The following is a 19080-nucleotide window of genomic DNA, read 5'->3' on the forward strand; positions in this document are numbered from 1 at the left end:
GTGACGATTCAGAAGAAGACCAGGTCGCTGATCACCACCAGGCCGCCGGCGGCGAACACCTCGATCGAGCAGGTGTCCAGCAGGATGTCGATGGTGACGTTGCGGGGCCGCTCGGGCACCTCGGCCCATTGCCGGGTGCCGAAGCCCTCGTGGAAGTCGGTGCGTCCGACGCCTCGCCGGTCGAGGCTGAGGACGCCGTCGTGGTACTCCAGTGCCACCCCGCGGATCAGCACCAGGTCACCGTCGGCAAGCGTGTGCCGTTCCAGTGCGGCGTCCGGCAGCTCACGGATCGGACGTTGTCGCAGCCGGTACCGATCGCCGATGCGGATCAGGTCGATCTCGCGGGGGATGGTCATGATGCTGCGTCCGCCGGTCAGTGGGACGTCGTTGGCGTAGTCCCAGTTGTTCATCCACCCCAGCACGATGCGCCGGCCGTCCGGCACGTCGGCGAACGACGTCACCGCGTAGCAGTCCCGGCCGAAGTCGACCCAGTCGTAGGCCCGCAGCAGCGGATCGGCCAAGCCCAGCGCGGGGTCGGTGGAGAGGCCGACCAAGGCGTCCGGGGTGAAGGTGTAGCCGTCGAAATCGCCGACGAAGTACTGGCAGCCGCTGCCGCCGGCAACCCCGCCCGGGTTGAGGTTGACCAGCAGCACCCACTTGGACCTGCCCTCGTTGGCCACCGGGAGCTCGAACAGGTCCGGGCATTCCCACACGCCGGCGGCCGCATGGGCCGGGCCGAACGTGGAGGCGTGGGTCCATTCCGTCAAATTGGTGGAGCGGTAGATGACCACCTGGTGCTGTTCGGCCTCGACAGCCACCATCACCCAGACGTCGCCGTGCCGGAACACCTTGGGGTCGCGGAAGTCGGTGGAGTCGCGGTTCAGCACCGGGTTGCCGGGGTAGGTCGTCCAGTGGCTGCCGCCGTCCAGGCTGTAGGCGAGGCTCTGTGCCTGGACGCGGGGCCGGCCGTCGCGAGACAGGTAGTTGGAGGTGTACACCGCGACCAGGGGCGGCCAGTCGGTGGTGCCGAAGCCGGAGGAGTTGGTGGCGTCGAAGACGCAGCTGCCTGAGTAGATCTCCTCGGTGTCGGTGTGCCACAGCGCCACCTTGTGCTCGGTCCAATTCAGCAGATCGGACGAGGTGGCGTGGCCCCAGGACATGTTCCCCCACACCGTTCCGGAGGGGTTCGACTGGTAGAACATGTGCCAGGTGCCGGCGTTGAAGATCAACCCGTTGGGGTCGTTCATCCACATGTGCTGAGGGGAATAGTGCCAACGCGGACGTGAGTGCTGGCCGACCATGCCGGAATGCTACTGGCCGCCGGCCGGACGCAGCTCCTCCGGCACGGACGCGGACATGGCTGCTCGACCGGTGCCGACATGGTCCTCGATCGCGTCCGGACGGCTCGCCGCCACCCCGACCCAGATCAGCACCAGCGCGCAGCCGATCATGGCCAGCAGCGGTGCCGTCCAGCCGCCGGTCAGGTCGTGCAGCAGTCCGATCAGGAACGGCCCCGGTGCCGCGATCAGGTAGCCGAGCGACTGGGTGAAGCCCGACAGCGCCCCCGGTGATCACGCCGAGCAGCGGCCCGACCGAGACCGCCGCCGGACGCAGATTGAACGACAACAGCACGATCCCGACGATCACCCAGGCGCGCGTTCTGGGGTCGGCGTCCGGCCTGGCTGAAGTCATCCGGGATTCTATGACCCGGCACCGACAGGCCGGGAACATCGCATGAACGCCTATTGTTGACGAGTCAGGGAAAGTGGGGTCGTGTGACCGAGTTGTTGCCGGGCGACACCCGGATGGGGCGGGTCAGCCTCGATGTCGCCGATCTGGACGCCATGACCGCGTTCTATCGCGATGTCCTGCTGCTGCAGGTGCGGGCCGAGCGGTCGTCCGAGATCGACCTGGGCAGGGGCGACGAGACCCTGGTCGCTCTGCGGCACCGGCCCGATCTGCCCAAGGGGGAGCGGCGCAGTGCCGGCCTGTTCCACACCGCGATCCTGCATGCCGACCGCGCCAGTCTGGCCGCGACGCTGGTGTCCGTCGCCATCCGGACACCGGAGCTCTACACCGGCGCCGGCGACCACCTGGTCTCCCAGGCGTTCTACCTCGACGACCCCGAGGGCAACGGCGTCGAGCTGTATTGGGATCGGCCCCGTTCGGAGTGGCACTGGCAGGACGGGCGGGTGCTGATGGACACCCTGTTCGTCGACGCGGGCGGCTTCATCGGCGCCCACCTCACCGACGCGGCGCGCGACTATCTGTCGACCGTGCCGGACCGGCGTGGCGTCCTGGCCGGACTGGACGGAACGGTCGGGCACGTCCATCTCAAGGTCGGCGACGCGGAACTCGCCAGGCGGTTCTATGTGGATCTGCTGGGCTTCGAGCTCACCGCGGAGGTCCCCGGCGCCGTCTTCGTGTCGGCCGGTGGCTACCACCATCACATGGCGATGAACACCTGGCGCAGCGACGGCGTCGGCCTCCGCGCGCCCGGCCTCGGCCTGGGCCGCGTCGACATCACCCTCCCGGACGCCGCCGAGGTCGCGCGGGCCGCAGCCCGGCTCCGGCCGCGAGGCGTCCAACTGCGTGACACTTCAGCCACGGTCGAGTTCGACGACCCATGGGGCAACCTGGTCCGGCTGACGTCCGCGCCGAGAAATGAGCGTTATCAGCGGTCGACGTAGTAGCGAGCTCTGTCGAGGGTATCGCCGACCCCGTTCCAAAGATCGGTGTAGAAGGCGCGTTTGTTGGGATTGTCGGCGATGCCATATGCGTCCAAGAATGCCGGCTCCCAGTCGGGACCGTAATTCCAGCCGAGGCTCAGCAGTGCCGGTGCCAGGTCGGCCCAGCGATCGGCGACGCCGAGTTGGCCGAGGTCGACATATCCGCTGACCTCGCCGTCGGCGCCGATCAGGAAGTTCGGGTTGCAGGCGTCGCCGTGGCAGACCACCAGGTCGAGCGGCGGGACGGCGTCCAGGAACGCCGGGTCGAGCCCGAACCTGGTCACCCGGTCGGCCACAGACCAGATGAACGGACAGGACGCCGCCGGAACCTCGTCGTGGAACCGGCGCAGCCCGCGGCCCAGGGCCGGGACGGTCAGTTCCGGACGGACGCGACAGGCCTCATCGACCGCCGAGCGGCCGGCGATGCCGCTGGTCAGCAGCCAGTGCGCGCCGTCCCGCTCGCCGCTGTCCAGGATGCGGGGCGCCGGCACGAAGTCGACGATCCAGGCCAGCCGGGGGAGCTCCGCGGCGACGTCCCAATCGGGGCACGGACGCTGCACCTTCAGGAAGCTGTCGCCGTCGCCGAACCGATAGGTGATGCCGCCCAGTTCGTTGCGCCAGACCGGTGCGACGCGGCGTCCGTCCGCCATCGCCAGCACCCAGGCGGGCGCCACGATGTCGTCCAACTTGGTCTGGCCGGCCAGCGGGGAGTACCCGGTGTCCGTGCGGGGAAGGGTCACGGCAGCAGCCTGACCAACCGGGCCGGAGCGGTGTTGCGATAGGACTCGTCGACCAGGTCGGCCACCTCGTCCCAGTCCACCTCGGCGGCGCGGAAGTCCAGCCCGATCCACCCGTACGGCCCGTAATAGGCGGGGACGAAGAACCGGTCGTCGCTGAGGGCGGCCTCCCGGGTCAGCAGGTTCGGCAACACCAGCACCGACTGCGCCCAGCGGTCGCTGTCGTGGTCGCCCTTCACCGCCGCGCCGAATACCGCGAACACCTTCGTGGTGTAGAAGTTCGGCTGCCCGTGCGACTCCTTCTCGGACGCCTCCGGCAAGGCGAGGCAGATCGCGCGCAGCCTGGCCAGGTAGGGGTCGTCGTCGGCGTAGCGCCGCGGATGGTTCATGGCGTCCTCCCAACTCGGCGGAATCGGCAGCTCGAGGGTATCTGCGGCTCTCTAGGCGCATAATAGGCGGGCGTATGCCACGCATGCGGGTGCGAGCGGTGCAGGCAGGCTGATGCTGATACTGGACTCGGGCGGGATCAGCCGCCTGGCCGCGCGCGATCAGGGAGCGGCCGCGGTCATCCTCGCGCTGCGACATCGGGGGCTCTGGCCTGCGGTCGTCCCGACGATCGTCCTGGCCGAGTCGCTGACCGGTTCCGTTCAGCGTGATGTCATCACCAACCGCTTCCTGAAGACATGCGATATTCGGCCCGGCGTCTCGGAACGCGTCGCGCGCCGAGCCGCCGAACTGCGCACCAGGGCGCGAAAGGTACCGGCGGTGGACGCCCTGCTGGTCGCACTCGCCGAACCCGGTGGAACGATCCTGACTCGTCGCTGGCCAGGCCCGAGCGCAGGACCCGGACGAGACCGATCCGGCCTCTGGCCTGCGTTCTCGCAGGCCAGAGGCCGGATCTCGACGTGCTCGATCAGCAGGTGCCGATCAGATGTCGTAGTACATCTCGAACTCGTGCGGGTGCGGACGCAGCCTCAGGGCGTCCACGTCGGCGCGCTTCATCTCGATCCAGGTCTCGATCAGGTCCTCGGTGAACACGTCGCCGGCCAGCAGGTAGTCGTGGTCGGCCTCCAGCCGGTCGAGCACCTCGGTCAGGGTGCCGGGCACCTGGTTGATCTGGGCGTGCTCCTCCGGGGGCAGTTCGTAGAGGTCCTTGTCGACCGGAGCGGGCGGCTCGATCTTGTTCTGGATGCCGTCCAGGCCGGCCAGCAGGCAGGAGGCGAACGCCAGGTACGGGTTCGACGACGGGTCGGGGCAGCGGAACTCGACCCGCTTGGCCTTCGGGTTCGACCCGGTGATCGGAATCCGGATACAGGCCGACCGGTTGCGGGCCGAGTAGACCAGGTTCACCGGCGCCTCGAAGCCCGGCACCAGGCGGTGGTAGCTGTTCGCGGTCGGGTTGGTGAACGCCAGCAGGGACGGCGCATGGTGCAGCAGGCCGCCGATGTAGTAGCGCGCCATGTCGGAGAGCTGGCCGTAGCCGTTCTCGTCGTAGAACAGCGGGACGCCGTCGTTCCACAGCGACTGGTGCACGTGCATGCCCGAACCGTTGTCGCCGAAGATCGGCTTCGGCATGAAGGTGACCGTCTTGCCGGCCGCCCAGGCGGTGTTCTTGATGACGTACTTGAACTTCATCACCTCGTCGGCCGCGGCCAGCATGGTGTTGAAGCGGTAGTTGATCTCGGCCTGGCCGGCGGTGCCCACCTCGTGGTGCGCCCGCTCGACGGTCAGGCCCACGTTCTCCAGGTTGCGGACCATGTCGTCGCGCAGGTCGGTGAAGTGGTCGACAGGGGCCACCGGGAAGTAGCCGCCCTTGTACTTGACCTTGTAGCCGCGGTTCGGACGGCCGTCGCCGTCGGCCTCGCTGCCGGTGTTCCAGGCGCCGGCCTCGGAGTCGATGTAGTAGTAGCCGGCGTTCTGGCGGGTCTCGAAGCGGACCGCGTCGAAGATGTAGAACTCGGCCTCGGGCGCGAAGAACGCGGTGTCGCCGATGCCCGTGGAGCGCAGGTACGCCTCGGCCTTGCGGGCGATGTTGCGCGGGTCGCGGCTGTACGGCTCCTTGGTCAGCGGGTCGTGCACGAAGAAGGTGAGCGCCAGCGTCTTGGAGCGGCGGAACGGGTCGATGAAGGCGGTCGTCGGGTCGGGCAGCAGCGCCATGTCCGACTCGTGGATCTTCTGGAACCCTCGGATGGACGAGCCGTCGAAGGCGAGGCCGTCCTCGAACACCTCCGGGCCGAAGAAGCTGGCGGGCACGGTGAAGTGCTGCATGACGCCAGGCAGATCGCAGAACCGGATGTCGATGGTCTCGACGCCTTCGTCCTTCACATAGGCCAACAGATCGTCAGCGCTCTGGAACATCTTTCCTCCGAGTGGGATATGGGATCAGAACGCCAGCCACCCTAGGGAGACCTGATTTCCGCATGGTTGCGCATTTGTTTCAGCAACGTTACGCCAGCCTCGGCGTCCGGCTCGGTAGGATCGCCTGCGATGAGTGCCTCAGCCGCCGACGCCGGCAACCCCTACCCCGGTGAGTCCCTCGGCCTGCCCGAGTCCGGACGCGGGGCGCTGGCGAGTTGGCGGGCGCGGATCGCCGCCCTGATCATCGACTGGGCGGCGTCCATGGCGCTGGCGGTGATCCTGTTCGGGGTGGGAGTGCTGCGCGAGCCGGGCTGGCGCAGCTGGATGATCCTGACCGTCTTCTTCGTCCAGTCGGCGGTGCTGACCGCCCTGGCCGGAGGCAGTTTCGGGCACATCCTGGCGAAGATCGGGGTGGCCCGGCTCGACGGTCGCCCGATCGGCGTGCTGCGGGCGATCGCCCGGCAGGCGATGATCTGCCTGGTGCTGCCGACCATCGTGATCGGGGCCGAGCGGCGAGCGCTGAACGACCTGGTGCTCGGCACCGTGGTGATCAACCGACGCTGAGGCGTCCGGCCCCCGACCAATCGCAAAAAGCTACTCGGACAACGCCCGGCGCGCTATGTTGTGCCCAGTGCCGTCGAGGGGAGTCACGTGATTGGCTACGTGGTGAAGCGGTTGATCAACTACCTGCTGCTGCTCTTCGTCGCCGTGTCGATGACGTACTTCCTCGCGGCCAGCGCAATGGATCCCCGCAAGCTGTTCGCGTTGCGTCAGCCGCCCATTCCGCCGGAGGACATCGAGGCGCAGCTTCGCCAGTACAACCTGAGCGATCAGGTGCCGCTCTGGGACCGCTACACGACCTGGCTGACCGGCGTGCTGCACGGCAACTGGGGCTATTCGCCCTTCGGCGTCGACGTCGCCGAACAGATCGGGATCAAGATGTGGGTCAGCCTGCGTCTGTTGCTGGTCGGCTCACTGCTCGGCATCGTGTTGGGCGTGGCCTTCGGCGCCTGGACGGCCACCCGCCAGTACCGCCTCTCTGACCGCACCGTCACGGTCATCTCGCTGCTGCTGATCTCGACGCCGGCCTTCGTGATCGGCTACGTCACCCAGATCCTGGCCACCCGGTTCAATGAGGTCACCGGCACCCGGACCTTCGAGTTCATCGGCGAGACCGGCGAGATCGGCAACTATCCGCTCGCCGACTGGGTGGACCGATTACAGCACCTGTTCTTACCCACGGTCGTGCTGCTGGCGCTAGGCGCGGCGTCGATGAGCCGGATCCAGCGCAACCTGATGCTCGACTCGCTCGGTGCCGATTACGTCCGGACGGCGCGGGCGAAGGGACTGCCCCGATCCAAGGCGATCATGAAGCACGCGCTGCGGACGGCGCTGATCCCGACCGGCACCTATGTCGCGTTCACCGTCGCGACGCTCTTCACCGGCGCCACGTACACCGAACGGGTGTTCAACTTTCAGGGCATCGGCATGTATGCCGTCGACACGATCACCGGCTACGACATCAACGGCGCGGTGGCGGTCACCGCCTTCGCCGGGGTCTGCGTGCTGGTCGGCGCCATCCTGTCCGACATCATGGTGGCGATTCTCGATCCACGGGTGAGGCTGGGCTGAGATGAGCACCGTGCAGACCTCCGAGATCGGCCTCAAGCCGGCGAAGCGACTGACCCGCGGTGCGCTGATCTGGCGGCGCTTCCTGCGCAACAAGACCGCCGTGGTCGGGGCGGTCGGCATCCTGCTCCTGGTCTTCCTGGCGCTCCTCGGGCCGTACCTGTTCTATTGGAAATTCGATGACATCGACTCCTACAACTACCTGACCGAGCCCAGTTCGTCCCACCTGCTCGGGACGACACGGGCAGGCCGCGATGTGCTGGCGCTGACCATCCGGGGCCTAGGCAAATCGCTGATCATCGGTTTCCTGGTGGCGCTGATCTCCACCACGATCGCGGCCCTGGTCGGGGCGTCGGTGGCCTACCTCGGCGGCTGGTACGAGAAGAGCATGCTCTGGATCGTCGACCTGATGCTGGTGGTGCCGAGCTTCCTGGTGATCGCCGTACTCACCCGCGGCGCACCCGAGGGGGACGCGTCCTGGATGATTCTGGTGGTGCTGCTGGCCATCTTCGCCTGGCCGCTGTCGGCGCGCGTGGTGCGGTCGCTGACCTTGTCGGTGAAGGAGCGGGAGTACGTACTGGCCGCCAAATTCATGGGTCTGTCGTCGTTCAAGACGATCATCCGGCACATCTTGCCGAACGTGTCGTCGCTACTGATCATCGACGCCACGCTCGGCGTCGGTGGTGCGATCCTCGCCGAGACCGGCCTCTCCTTCTTCGGTTTCGGCGTCCAGGCGCCGGATACCTCGCTGGGCACGCTGATCGGCGAGGGCGCCACCATGGCGACCACCTACCCGTGGGTCTTCCTCGGGCCGTCGGCCATTCTGGTCTTCCTGGTGCTGTGCGTGAACGGTGTCGGCGACGGCCTGCGCGACGCCCTCGATCCGTCGTCCGCGTCTGGCGGCCAGGCATGAGGGCCACTCAGTCGATCGCACCGAAGGCGCCACGCAGCGGTGCCGGTGGGCCGGTGCTCAGCGTCCAGGACCTGCACGTCACCTTTCCCAGCGAAGCCGGTCCGGTCCAGGCCGTCCGGGGGTTGAGCTTCGAGCTGTCGGCCGGCGAGACGATGGCGATCGTGGGCGAGTCCGGTTCCGGGAAATCGGTCACTTCGCTGGCCATCATGGGTCTGCACCCCGAGACGGCCAAGATCACCGGTTCGGTCACGCTGCACGGCCAGGAGCTGCTGGGCCGCAGCGACAAGGACATGTCGAAGATCCGCGGCGACGGCCTGGCGATGATCTTCCAAGACCCGTTGTCGGCGCTCACCCCCGTCTACACCATCGGCGCCCAGCTGGTCGAGGCCATCCAGGCCCACTACGACGTGAGCACCGCGGCGGCCACCACGCGGGCCGTCGAACTGCTCGACCTGGTCGGCATTCCGAACCCGCAGCAGCGGGTGAAGTCGTTCCCGTTCGAGTTCTCCGGCGGCATGCGGCAGCGGGCGATGATCGCGATGGCGATCGCCAACGATCCCGATGTGATCATCGCCGACGAGCCCACCACGGCACTGGACGTCACCATTCAGGCTCAGGTGCTCGAGGTGCTGAAGCGCGCCCAGCACGAGACCGGTGCCGCGGTGCTGATGATCACCCACGATCTGGGTGTGGTGGCCGGCATGTCCGACCGGGTCACCGTGATGTACGCCGGGCGTCCGGTCGAGCAGGGCACCGTGGACGACATCTTCTACCGGCCCCGGATGCCCTACACCATCGGCCTGCTCGGCACCGTGCCGCGGCTCGATCAATCCGCCGACAGCGCGTTGCCGACGCTGGAGGGCAGCCCTCCGTCGGTGGTGAACCTGCCGCCGGGCTGCCCGTTCGTGCCGCGCTGCCCGATGGCGATCGAGGTGTGCCGGACCACGGAGCCCGAACTGGAGCCGACCACCAGCATCGCCCACCTGGCCGCCTGCCACCGGGTGGCGGAGATCGACCAGGGTCAGCTGGGCCACGCCGACATCTTCCCGGTGCCCGATCTGCCGGCGTCCGCACTGGAGCGGGTGCCGCGCGAGAAGCGCGAGACCGTCCTGGAGCTGACCGGCTTCAAGCGCCACTACCCGCTGATGAAGGGCGCGATCTACCGGCGCCGGGTCGGCACCGTGTACGCGGTGGACGGTATCGACCTGGAGGTCAAGGCCGGGGAGACCCTGGGACTGGTCGGCGAATCCGGTTGCGGCAAGTCGACCACACTGCTGGAAGTGCTCAACCTGGTGCGCCCGACCGAGGGCCGGGTGGTGGTCCTCGGCAAGGACACCGCGAAGCTGACCCGCGCCGAACGCAAGGCGCTGCGCCGCGATCTTCAGGTGGTCTTCCAGGATCCGATGGCCTCACTCGATCCGCGGATGCCGATCTTCGACATCATCGCCGAGCCGATGGGAGTGCACGGCTTCAGCAAGGCCGAGATGGAACAGCGCGTCCAGGAACTGCTGACCATGGTCGGGCTGGAGCCGAGCCATGCCAGCCGCTACCCGGCACACTTCTCGGGTGGCCAGCGGCAGCGGATCGGCATCGCCCGCGCGCTCGCCCTCAAACCGAAGCTGCTGGTGCTGGACGAGCCGGTGTCGGCGTTGGACGTCTCGATCCAGGCCGGCGTGATCAACCTGCTGCAGGAGTTGCAGCTGGAGTTGGGCTTGGCCTACCTGTTCGTCGCGCACGACCTCGCGGTGATCCGGCACATCGCCACGCGGGTTGCGGTGATGTACCTCGGCAAGCTGGTCGAGGTCGGCGATGTCGATCACGTCTACTCCCACCCGGCGCATCCCTATACCCAGGCGTTGTTGTCGGCGATTCCGCTGCCCGATCCGAATGCGGAGCGGACCCGACGCCGGATCCTGCTGCAAGGCGATCTGCCCAGCCCGGCCGACCCGCCGTCCGGCTGCAAATTCCGCACCCGGTGCCCGAAATTCCTCACTCTCGGCGAAGCTGACCAGGCGAAGTGCATCCACGAGGTCCCCGTGCTCGTCGATGTCGCCGCGGGCGCCGACCATCAGTCGGCATGCCACTTCAACGAGGTGGTACGGGTTCTCTGAGGTCCACCCGATCGTTGACAGACAGACCTCCCTGTGTCAGGCCTGTGAGGGGTAGGATCGGGCGCAAGTCGGCTGGCCTCCGCCGGTCGAGGGCGCGTGCCACATGGAGGACAAGTGAAGGCATCAAGATTCATTGTGCCGCTGATATCCGGTGTGACGGTGTTGGGACTGGCGGCCTGTGGTGGGCCAGCCCAGCCGAATGCACCGACCGCCGGCTCGACGGCGACAGCGGTCAAGTCGGGCTGGGACATCAACGAGACCCCCCGTGACCAACTGGTCGGTGGCGAGTTCATCGGCGCAATCTCCCACGAGTACCGGAACTGGAACCCGTACACCTCGGCGGGTGGCGATGCCGAGATGACCTTCCTGGAGAAGCCCATTTCGCCGGCGTACTACGACTACGACGCCGAGGGGAACCCGAAGATCAACAACGATTACCTGTTGGACGCCAAGGAAGAGGTCAACCCGAACCTGAAGCTGACGCTGACGCTGAACCCGAAGGCGGTCTGGAACGACGGCACGCCGATCACGGTCAAGGACTGGATCGCCACCTGGAAGGCGCTGAACGGTTCGGACAAGAAGTACAAGAACATCAATACTGCCGGTTGGGAATTGATCACCTCGGTCGCCGCCGGGGCGGACGATTACGAGGTTGTGCTGACCTTCAAGACCACCTACCCGGACTGGACCAAGATCATCGCGGGCGGCCCGTTCCGGGCCGAGAGCGTGGCGACGCCGGAGTTGTTCAACGATGGCTGGACGAAGGGCATGAAGCTCGGCTGGCAGTCCGGTCCGTTCAAGATCGACTCGATCGACAACGTGTCGGGCACCACGATCATGGTGCCGAACGAGCGCTGGTGGGGTGCCAAGCCGCTGCTGACCAAGCTCACCTTCAAGAAGATCCTGACCGATGCCCAGGCCACCGCGTTCGCCAATCAGGAACTCGACTACTACGACATGGGCTCCGATCCGAACGGCTTCAAGACCGCCAGCGACGCGCAGAACTCGGTGGTCCGCAAGGCCGCAGGTCCGAACTTCCGGCACTTCACCTTCAATGCCAAGGCTCCGAACCTGACCGACGTCAAGGTCCGCCAGGCCATCATGATGGGCCTGGACCGTGGTGCGATCGGGCGGTCCGACCTGGCCGGCATCGCTTGGGATGCCACGCCGCTGAACAACACCCTGTACATGGCGAACCAGACCGGCTATGTCGACCAGGGCAAGGCGACCGGCATCGACTACAACGTCGAGGGCGCCAAGGCCAAGCTCGATGAGGCCGGTTGGACGCTGAACGCCTCGACCGGCTTCCGGGAGAAGGACGGCAAGCAACTCGACGTGAACTTCGTCGTGCTCTCCGGGGTGTCGGCGTCCGAGAACGAAGGCCTGCAGGCGCAGAAGATGCTGAAGGAGATCGGCGTCAACCTGAAGCTGAAGAACATCAATGTCGACAAGCAGTGGCCGGGCGTCCTGAACGATCACGGCTTCGACATCATTGCGTTCTCTTGGATCGGCACTCCCTACCCATTGGGCGACCTCCGGCAGATCTACGGTGCGTCCGTCAAGGACGGCAAGGAAAGCTACGAACCGTTCAACTACGCGCAGCTGCTGAACCCGACGGTGGAGGAACTGGCGCCGAAGATCGACACCGAGATGGACCCGGCCAAGCGGGCCGAGATGGGCAACCAGGTCGCGCGGTCGATCTGGGAGTCCGGCCACACCCTGCCGCTGTACCAGCGCCCGATGCTGATCGGCGTCCGGGCCAAGCTGGCCAACATCGGGGCCGTGGCGTTCGGGACCATCAAGTGGGAGAACGTCGGCTACACCAAGTGAGGTCTTAGCAGGCCCACGCAGCCAGGGGGCGACCGGACGGTCGCCCCCTGGTTTTCGTTTCGGGACGGAGCTTGCCCAGAACTGCTGTGCGATCGCCCGTCAACCGCCACGATAGGATTCATGGTCGAACTCATCGGCGCGGGCAAGCGCATCGGCATCCTGACCAGCGGCGGCGACGCCCAAGGCATGAACGCGGCGGTGCGGTCCGTCGTCCGGACGGCGATCACTTTGGGCGCCGAGGTCTACGCGATCTTCGAGGGCTACCAGGGCATGATCGACGGCGGCAGTGGCATCCGCCGGTTCGGCTGGGACGACGTCGGCAACGTCCTGCATCGCGGCGGCACGGTGATCGGCACCTTCCGCAGCAAGGAGTTCCGGGAACGCGCCGGCCGCCGCAAGGCCGCCCGCAACCTGCTCGCGGCCGGGATCGACCGGCTGGTGGTGATCGGCGGCGACGGCAGCCTGTCCGGTCTGGACGCGTTCCGCACCGAATGGCCCGAACTGTTGGCCGAACTGGTCGAGGCCGGCGATCTGGACGCCGCGACGGCCGCCGAGCATCCGGCGCTGATGATCGCCGGGCTGGTCGGCTCGATCGACAACGACCTGGTCGGCACCGACATGACGATCGGCGCCGACACCGCGCTGCACCGGATCGTCTCGGCGATCGACGACCTGGCCAGCACCGCCGCCAGTCACCAGCGCAGCTTCGTGGTCGAGGTGATGGGCCGGCACTGCGGCTACCTGGCGCTGATGGCCGCCGTCGCCGGCGGCTGCGACTACGTGCTGACCCCGGAGAATCCGCCGGCCGACGGCTGGGAAGACAAGATGTGCGCCGAGTTGCGCCGCGGCCGCCAGGCCGGACGCCGGGACTCGATCGTGCTGGTGGCGGAGGGCGCCACCGACCGCTCCGGGACGCCGATCAGGTCCGAGCAGGTGCGGGGAATCATCGAGCAGCGCCTCGGCGAGGACACCCGGGTCACCATCCTGGGTCACGTCCAACGCGGCGGCACCCCGAGCGCGTTCGACCGCTGGTGCTCCACCTGGCTCGGTTACGAGGCGGCCCACGCGGTGCTCAGTGCCGACGCCGACACCCCCGGACGGGTGTTCGGCTTCCGCGGCAACCGGGTGACCGCGATCGACCTGATGGAGGCCGTCCGCAACACCCGCGAGGTGCCGGCCCTGATCGAGGCCGGCGACTACGACGCCGCGATGGCCAAGCGGGGCACCTCGTTCGCCGGCATGACCAGGTTGTTCGCCGAGCTGGCCGAGCCGTCCCGAGTCGCGGCCGGGGACGGGGCGCGTCGGATCGGCATCATCCACGGCGGCGGACTGGCCCCCGGCATGAACACCGCGGCACGCGCGGCGGTCCGGCTGGGCATCAGCCGCGGCCACACCATGCTCGGCATCCACGACGGCTTCCCCGGTCTGCGCGACGGCAAGGTCAGCGAGCTGACCTGGGGCGATGTGGAGGCCTGGACGGCCGACGGCGGCGCCAACCTAGGGCTGCGCCGGACCATTCCGCCGGTGGAGCAGCTGTACACGATCAGCCGGCAGCTGGAGGACCACAAGGTCGACGCGCTGCTGGTGATCGGCGGCTGGAACGCCTACCAGTCCGCCCATCTGCTGCACAACGAACGGGAGCGGTACCCGGCCTTCCGGATTCCGATCGTCTGCGTGCCGGCGTCCATCGACAACAACCTGCCCGGCTCGGAGCTGGCCATCGGCGCCGACACCGCGCTGAACGTGATCGTCGAGGCGATCGACCGGATCAAGCTGTCCGCGTCGGCGACCAAACGCTCCTACGTGGTGGAGACGATGGGCCGCTACTGCGGCTATCTGGCGCTGATGGGTGGGCTGGCCGGTGGTGCGGAACGGGTCTACCTGCACGAGGAGGGCATCACCCTCGACCAGCTGAACGACGACGTGAAGTGGTTGCGGCGTTCGTTCGCCGCCGGACGCTCGCTGTTCCTCGCCGTCCGCAACGAGCGGGCCAACGAGCACTACACCACCAACGTGATCGCCGGCCTGCTGGAAGAGGAGAGCCGCGGGCTGTACGACGTCCGGCAGGGTGTGCTTGGGCATCAGCAGCAGGGCGGATCGCCGACCCCGTTCGACCGGCTGCTGGCCACCCGCCTGGTCGGCTATGCGCTGAACCTGATCGCGCAGGAGCTCGACGGCGAGTCCGACGGCAGCTACCTGGTCGGCTTGACCGAGTCGAAGATCACCGAGGTGCCGATGGCGTCCATGCTGAGCCTGATGGACCGCGACTTCCGGCGTCCCAAGAACCCCTGGTGGCTGCAGCTCCGCGACGTCGCCCGCGCCGTTGCCGAAGAACCCGAACCCGCGGACGCCTGACGTCCGTGACCTGCGGCGACTGAGATCCCGGCGTTCGCCGGGATGACGGGTTTGGGTCGAACGTCGGGAAAACGTCGGGGGACGGTTCTCTCTCGTGCGACTTTCGAACGTCGGGGGACGGTTCTCTCTCGTGCGACTTTCGAACGCCGGAGAACCGTCCCCGGACATGCGATTTTCGAATGTTCGAGAACCGTCCCCTGTCAGTTGGGCAGTCCCTGGTCAGTCGGGCAGCGGCGCGCGGAGCAGGGCGGTGCTGTCTCGGCTCAGCGTCACCTCGCTGTCGGTGAGGACGACGCCGCCGAAGCAGGCCAGCATCTCGGAGCCGTCCGGCACCGGGAGGCGGCCCGGCTCGTCGCCCAGATTGGCGAGCACCCCGAGGGTGCCGCGGCGGACCAGCAGTAGGTCGCCCTCGCGGGCCACGGCGCCGTCGCCGAGGGCGGCGTCCCGGAGTTCCGGCAGTTCGCGGCGCAGCCGCAACAGCGTCCGATACCAATCCAGGAACTTGCGGCGGTCCAGGTCGTCCAGGTCGGCCCAGTTCAGCGTGGACGCCTCGACGGTGCCCGGATCCTGCGGGTCGGGGACGCGGTCCGACCAGCCGTGCTCGGCGAACTCGGCCTGGCGTCCAGCCCGGATCGACTCGGCCAGCCAGTCCTCGGCATGGTCGGTGAAGTACTGCCAGGGCGTCGATGCGTCGAACTCCTCTCCCATGAACAGCATTGGCGTGTAGGGCGAAGTGAGTAGCAGCGCGGCGCCGATGGCGGCCCGGCCGCGTCCGGCCAGCTGCGCCAGCCGCTCGCCGGTGGCCCGGTTGCCGATCTGGTCGTGGGTCTGCAACGAGGCGACGAACCGCCAGCCGGGCGTGATGTTCGGAGCGATCGGACGCCCGTGCCGGCGCTCCCGGAAGCTGGAGAAGGTGCCGTCGTGGAAGAACGGGGTGTGCGCCAGCACCTTGGGAAGGGCTTGCGGGTCGGCGAAGTCGGCGTAGTAGCCCTGAGTCTCGCCGGTAAGCAGCACATGCAGGGCGTGATGGACGTCGTCGGCCCACTGGCCGTCCAACCCCAGTCCACCGGCGCCGCCCACTCCGCGAGCGATCACCGTCCGCGGATCGTTGCGATCCGACTCGGCGATCAGCACCCGCGGGATCCCGGTGGCGGTGCCGAGGTCGTCGGCGAGCGCCGCCAACTCCTCCAGCAGATGGATCGCCGACTCGTCGTGCAGGGCGTGCACGGCGTCCAGCCGCAACCCGTCCAGGTGGTAGTCGAGGAACCACTGCCGGGCGTTGTCGAGGACGTAGGCACGCACTTCGTCGCTGCCCGGACCGTCCAGATTGACCGCGAGCCCCCACGGTGTCTGATGCCGGTCGGTGAAGTAGGGCCCGAACCGCGGCAGACAATTGCCGACCGGGCCGAGGTGGTTGTAGACGACGTCCAGCCAGACCGCCAGGCCGCGGGCGTGCGCGGCGTCCACGAACCGCTGCAGGCCGGCCGGCCCTCCGTACGGCTCGTGCACCGAGTAGAGCGCGACCCCGTCGTAGCCCCAGCCGTTGCGCACCGGGAACGACGCCACCGGCATCAGCTCGACGACGTCGACGCCCAGCTCCACCAGGTGATCGAGTCGCTGGATCGCCCCGTCGAAGGTGCGTTCGGAGGTGAAAGTGCCGACGTGCAGCTCGTAGATCGCCGCGCCGGGCAGCGGGCGTCCCTTCCAGTCCCCGTCGGTCCAGCTGAAGGTGGCCGGATCGACCAGCGCGCTCGCGGCATGGACGCCGTCCGGTTGCCGGCGTCCGCGCGGATCGGGCAGCGGATCGCCGCCGTCGATGCAGAAGGCGTAGCGTCCGTCGCCGGGCTCGGCGTCCACCGTCCACCAGCCGCCGCCGGCCGGCGTCATCGGTTCGGTCCGGACGCCATCGGCCCCCAGCCGGACGTCGACCCGTTCCGCGTCGGGCGCCCACACCGAGTAGTGCCGCAGCATCAGCCCTCCCGCACCAACAGCGCCACCGGCAGCGCGTCGAACAGGCTCGCCGTGCCGTCGCGGTGGACGGCGCCGGTGAACGCATCGCGCCAACTGCCTTCGGGCAACGGCACGGACGCCGGCAGCGGCGTCCGTGGTAGCCGGCGGACGGCGACCAGCACGTCGGCACCGCGGGCGAAGCCGAGCAGCCCGTCGCCCAACTCCAGCCTTCGGTAGCCGGCGGAGAAGTCGGCCGGACGCTTCCGGCGCAGTCGCAACGTCCGGGAGGTGATCAGCAGGATCTCGTCGTCCAGGTCCGGCTCGGTGACGATGCCCGCGTCGAGGGCCGCGAGCCGCGCGGCGTGGCCGGCGAAGTCGATGCCGGCGCGGTTGTCCGGATCGACCAGGGTGAGGTTCAGCATCTCTGCCCCCTGGTAAGTGTCCGGGACGCCGGGCAGGGTCAGCTGCAGCAGCTTCTGCACCAGCGTGACACAGCGGATCGCGTCGGCATTGGCCTGCGCCACCTGGGCGATGGCCTCGCCGACGGGACCGCCGGCGAGCATCGCCCGACCCAATGCCAGCACGCGTTTCTCGTAGTCAGCGTCTGGTTGCAGCCAGCCGGTGCGCTGCTTGCCCTCACGCAGTGCCTTGGTCAGGTAGGCGTCCAGCCGCTCAGGGGTGATTCCCGGAGTGCCGGCGACGGTCTGCCAGACCAGATGACCGGTCGGGGCGTCGACACCATGCCGCTGCGCTTCGCCGGCGGCCAGATTGGCCAGATGGGTCCAGCCGGCGGCGTCCCCGGCCAGCGCGATCAGCCGGGCCCGGACGTCCTCGCTGCGCTTGGTGTCGTGAGTGGACAGCGTGGTCATCCCCGACGGCCACCGGTCGGCCTGGTGCTCGGCCCACGCGTGCAGGGGTTCGACATCGGGGTGGTCGCCCGATGACGGGTCGCCGCCCACCTCGTTCAGCGCGACCAGCCGGTGCCAGCGGTAGCAGGCGGTGTCTTCGATGCCCTTGGCCATCACCGGCCCGGTGGTCTGCTGGAACCGGACGCACAGGTCGCGGGCGGCGTCCGAGTCGCCGGGCGCCGTCTCGGGCTGAGTCAGGACGCCGATGAGCGCCGCCGCGGCGTCCGCCAGATCGGGACGGTCGGCCCGTACCCGTTGCAGTGCCGCCCGCAGCGGGGCGGTCAGTGCCGGTTCGGGCAGCGTCCCCGGTGTCACATAGGCGCGGTAGACCCGCAGCTGGACGAGCAGTTCCGACAGCGCGGCCCGCAGCCGGGCCGGGTCGATGCCGGGCAGTGCGGCGACCGCCGTCCGTTGCAGCCGGTTCAGCTCGGGTTGCAGCAGCTGGGCCAGCACCTGTCGTTTGCTGGCTTCCAGACAGGCGTCCAACTCTGGTTCGCCGCCGGTGACCGCCCAGCTGGCGCTCACGGCGTCCATGCCGGCCGGGTCGATCAGCGCGGCGTCGATCGCCGCGGCCGCGTCGTAGCCGGTGGTGCCGTGGCAGGCCCAGTCCGGCAGCCGTTCGTCGCCTTCCAGGATCTTCTCCACCCAGATCGGGGTGCCCGGACGACACCGCGCCACCAACCGTGCCAGGTAGCCGGCGGGGTCGGCCAGGCCGTCGGGATGGTCGATCCGGAACCCGTCGATCACGCCGGCGTGATGCAACTCCAGCAGCAACGCGTGGCTGGCGTCGAAGACGTCCGGTTCCTCGACCCGGATGGCGACCAGCTGGTCGACGTCGAAGAAGCGCCGATAGTTGAGGGTCTCGGCGGCCTCGGCGAACGGGGTCAGCCGCCAGTGCTGGGCGTCCAGCAGGGTGGCCAGATCGGACGTCTCCGGGCCGTCCGGACGCAACGGCAACACATGCTCGTGGTAGCGCAGCACTGGTGTTCCGGATGCCGGACCTTCGTCGGGGCGTCCGATGTCGAGGCGCAGCTCGGCAGATGTGTCGGCCGGCGGGGCGGCCAGGATCGGCAGTCCGAAGCGGCCGTCGAGGTGATCCCAGTCGACGTCGAACCAGTGCGCGAAGGAAGACTTCCGACCGTGCCGCAGCACGTCCCACAGCGGGGCGTTGCGCCATTCGCCCTCGACCAGCGCCATGTGGTTGGGCACGATGTCGACGACGATGCCGAGGTCGTGCGCATGGCACCGCGCGGCCAGCCGCTCGAGCGCGTCGCGGCCGCCGAGCTCGGGGTTGACCGCGGTGTGGTCGAGGACGTCGTAGCCGTGCTTCGAGCCGGGCACCGCGGTCAGGATCGGCGCCAGGTAGACGTGACTGACGCCCAGCGCAGCCAGGTGGGGCACGATCGCGGCGGCATCGTCGAAGGTGAAGCCACTGTGCAGCTGCAGCCGATAGGTGGCCGTGAACGGTCGGGCGGTGGGCTCCATCCACGCGATTCTTGCAGACGGCTACGGCAGATCGGCCGGCGCCGGACGTCCGCCGACCCTGTCGCGGACGGCCGT

At 68.4% G+C, this 19080-nt stretch carries 14 protein-coding genes; 7 read left to right on the forward strand and 7 right to left on the reverse strand.

The window, feature by feature from the left end; genetic code table 11:
• Positions 1-8 precede the first annotated feature (8 nt).
• Both QM619_RS05110 and QM619_RS05115 read right to left on the reverse strand, forming a co-directional pair.
• On the reverse strand, positions 9-1301 hold the full coding sequence (locus QM619_RS05110) for a GH32 C-terminal domain-containing protein (protein WP_415104965.1): 1293 nt from the start codon (positions 1299-1301) through the stop codon (positions 9-11).
• Between the two features lie 9 nt (positions 1302-1310).
• On the reverse strand, positions 1311-1451 hold the full coding sequence (locus tag QM619_RS05115; RefSeq protein ID WP_415104967.1) for a hypothetical protein: 141 nt from the start codon (positions 1449-1451) through the stop codon (positions 1311-1313).
• 324 nt (positions 1452-1775) lie between these two features.
• Here QM619_RS05115 and QM619_RS05120 point away from each other — a divergent pair, with 324 nt between their 5' ends.
• Positions 1776-2690: a VOC family protein gene (locus QM619_RS05120; RefSeq protein ID WP_415104969.1), complete on the forward strand. Its 915-nt coding sequence runs from the start codon at positions 1776-1778 to the stop codon at positions 2688-2690.
• Here the strand turns inward: QM619_RS05120 and QM619_RS05125 are convergent.
• The 3 genes from QM619_RS05125 to glnA form a co-directional block, all read right to left on the reverse strand.
• Positions 2675-3469, reverse strand: a complete 795-nt coding sequence (locus QM619_RS05125) for a phosphotransferase (RefSeq protein WP_415104971.1) — start codon at positions 3467-3469, stop codon at positions 2675-2677. The genes QM619_RS05120 and QM619_RS05125 overlap by 16 nt on opposite strands.
• Positions 3466-3855 (reverse strand): MmcQ/YjbR family DNA-binding protein, encoded by a 390-nt coding sequence (locus tag QM619_RS05130; protein WP_415104973.1) that lies wholly within the window; start codon positions 3853-3855, stop codon positions 3466-3468. The genes QM619_RS05125 and QM619_RS05130 overlap by 4 nt, the downstream gene beginning before the upstream one ends.
• A 538-nt stretch (positions 3856-4393) precedes the next feature.
• Complete coding sequence (gene glnA, locus QM619_RS05135) at positions 4394-5824, reverse strand: type I glutamate--ammonia ligase (RefSeq protein WP_415104975.1); 1431 nt, start codon at positions 5822-5824, stop codon at positions 4394-4396.
• A 129-nt stretch (positions 5825-5953) separates the two neighbouring features.
• Here glnA and QM619_RS05140 point away from each other — a divergent pair, with 129 nt between their 5' ends.
• The 6 genes from QM619_RS05140 (at position 5954) to QM619_RS05165 (ending at position 14662) form a co-directional block, all read left to right on the forward strand.
• Positions 5954-6388 carry an RDD family protein gene (locus QM619_RS05140; protein ID WP_415104977.1) on the forward strand — a complete coding sequence of 145 codons (435 nt, stop codon included), beginning with the start codon at positions 5954-5956 and terminating at the stop codon, positions 6386-6388.
• An 87-nt stretch (positions 6389-6475) separates the two neighbouring features.
• The gene (locus QM619_RS05145; RefSeq protein ID WP_415104979.1) at positions 6476-7456 is read left to right on the forward strand and encodes an ABC transporter permease; all 981 of its coding nucleotides are present in this window, start codon (positions 6476-6478) and stop codon (positions 7454-7456) included.
• A gap of 1 nt (position 7457) precedes the next feature.
• Positions 7458-8366, forward strand: coding sequence for an ABC transporter permease (locus QM619_RS05150; protein ID WP_415104981.1), 909 nt, complete (start codon positions 7458-7460; stop codon positions 8364-8366).
• Positions 8363-10477 (forward strand): dipeptide ABC transporter ATP-binding protein, encoded by a 2115-nt coding sequence (locus QM619_RS05155; RefSeq protein ID WP_415104983.1) that lies wholly within the window; start codon positions 8363-8365, stop codon positions 10475-10477. Before QM619_RS05150 ends, QM619_RS05155 begins: the two co-directional genes overlap by 4 nt.
• Before the next feature lie 153 nt (positions 10478-10630).
• Positions 10631-12307 carry an ABC transporter family substrate-binding protein gene (locus tag QM619_RS05160; RefSeq protein WP_415104985.1) on the forward strand — a complete coding sequence of 559 codons (1677 nt, stop codon included), beginning with the start codon at positions 10631-10633 and terminating at the stop codon, positions 12305-12307.
• A gap of 120 nt (positions 12308-12427) precedes the next feature.
• Positions 12428-14662 (forward strand): 6-phosphofructokinase, encoded by a 2235-nt coding sequence (locus QM619_RS05165; protein WP_415104986.1) that lies wholly within the window; start codon positions 12428-12430, stop codon positions 14660-14662.
• Between the two features lie 219 nt (positions 14663-14881).
• On the opposite strand, the gene treZ is transcribed toward QM619_RS05165, so the two are convergent.
• Together treZ and treY are read right to left on the reverse strand one after the other, a co-directional pair.
• On the reverse strand, positions 14882-16633 hold the full coding sequence (gene treZ / locus QM619_RS05170) for a malto-oligosyltrehalose trehalohydrolase (RefSeq protein WP_415104990.1): 1752 nt from the start codon (positions 16631-16633) through the stop codon (positions 14882-14884).
• The gene (treY, locus tag QM619_RS05175; protein WP_415104997.1) at positions 16633-19005 is read right to left on the reverse strand and encodes a malto-oligosyltrehalose synthase; all 2373 of its coding nucleotides are present in this window, start codon (positions 19003-19005) and stop codon (positions 16633-16635) included. Before treY ends, treZ begins: the two co-directional genes overlap by 1 nt.
• Between the last annotated feature and the right edge of the window lie 75 nt (positions 19006-19080).

The sequence above is a fragment of the Micropruina sp. genome (assembly GCF_047606665.1).
Lineage (GTDB): Bacteria > Actinomycetota > Actinomycetes > Propionibacteriales > Propionibacteriaceae > Micropruina.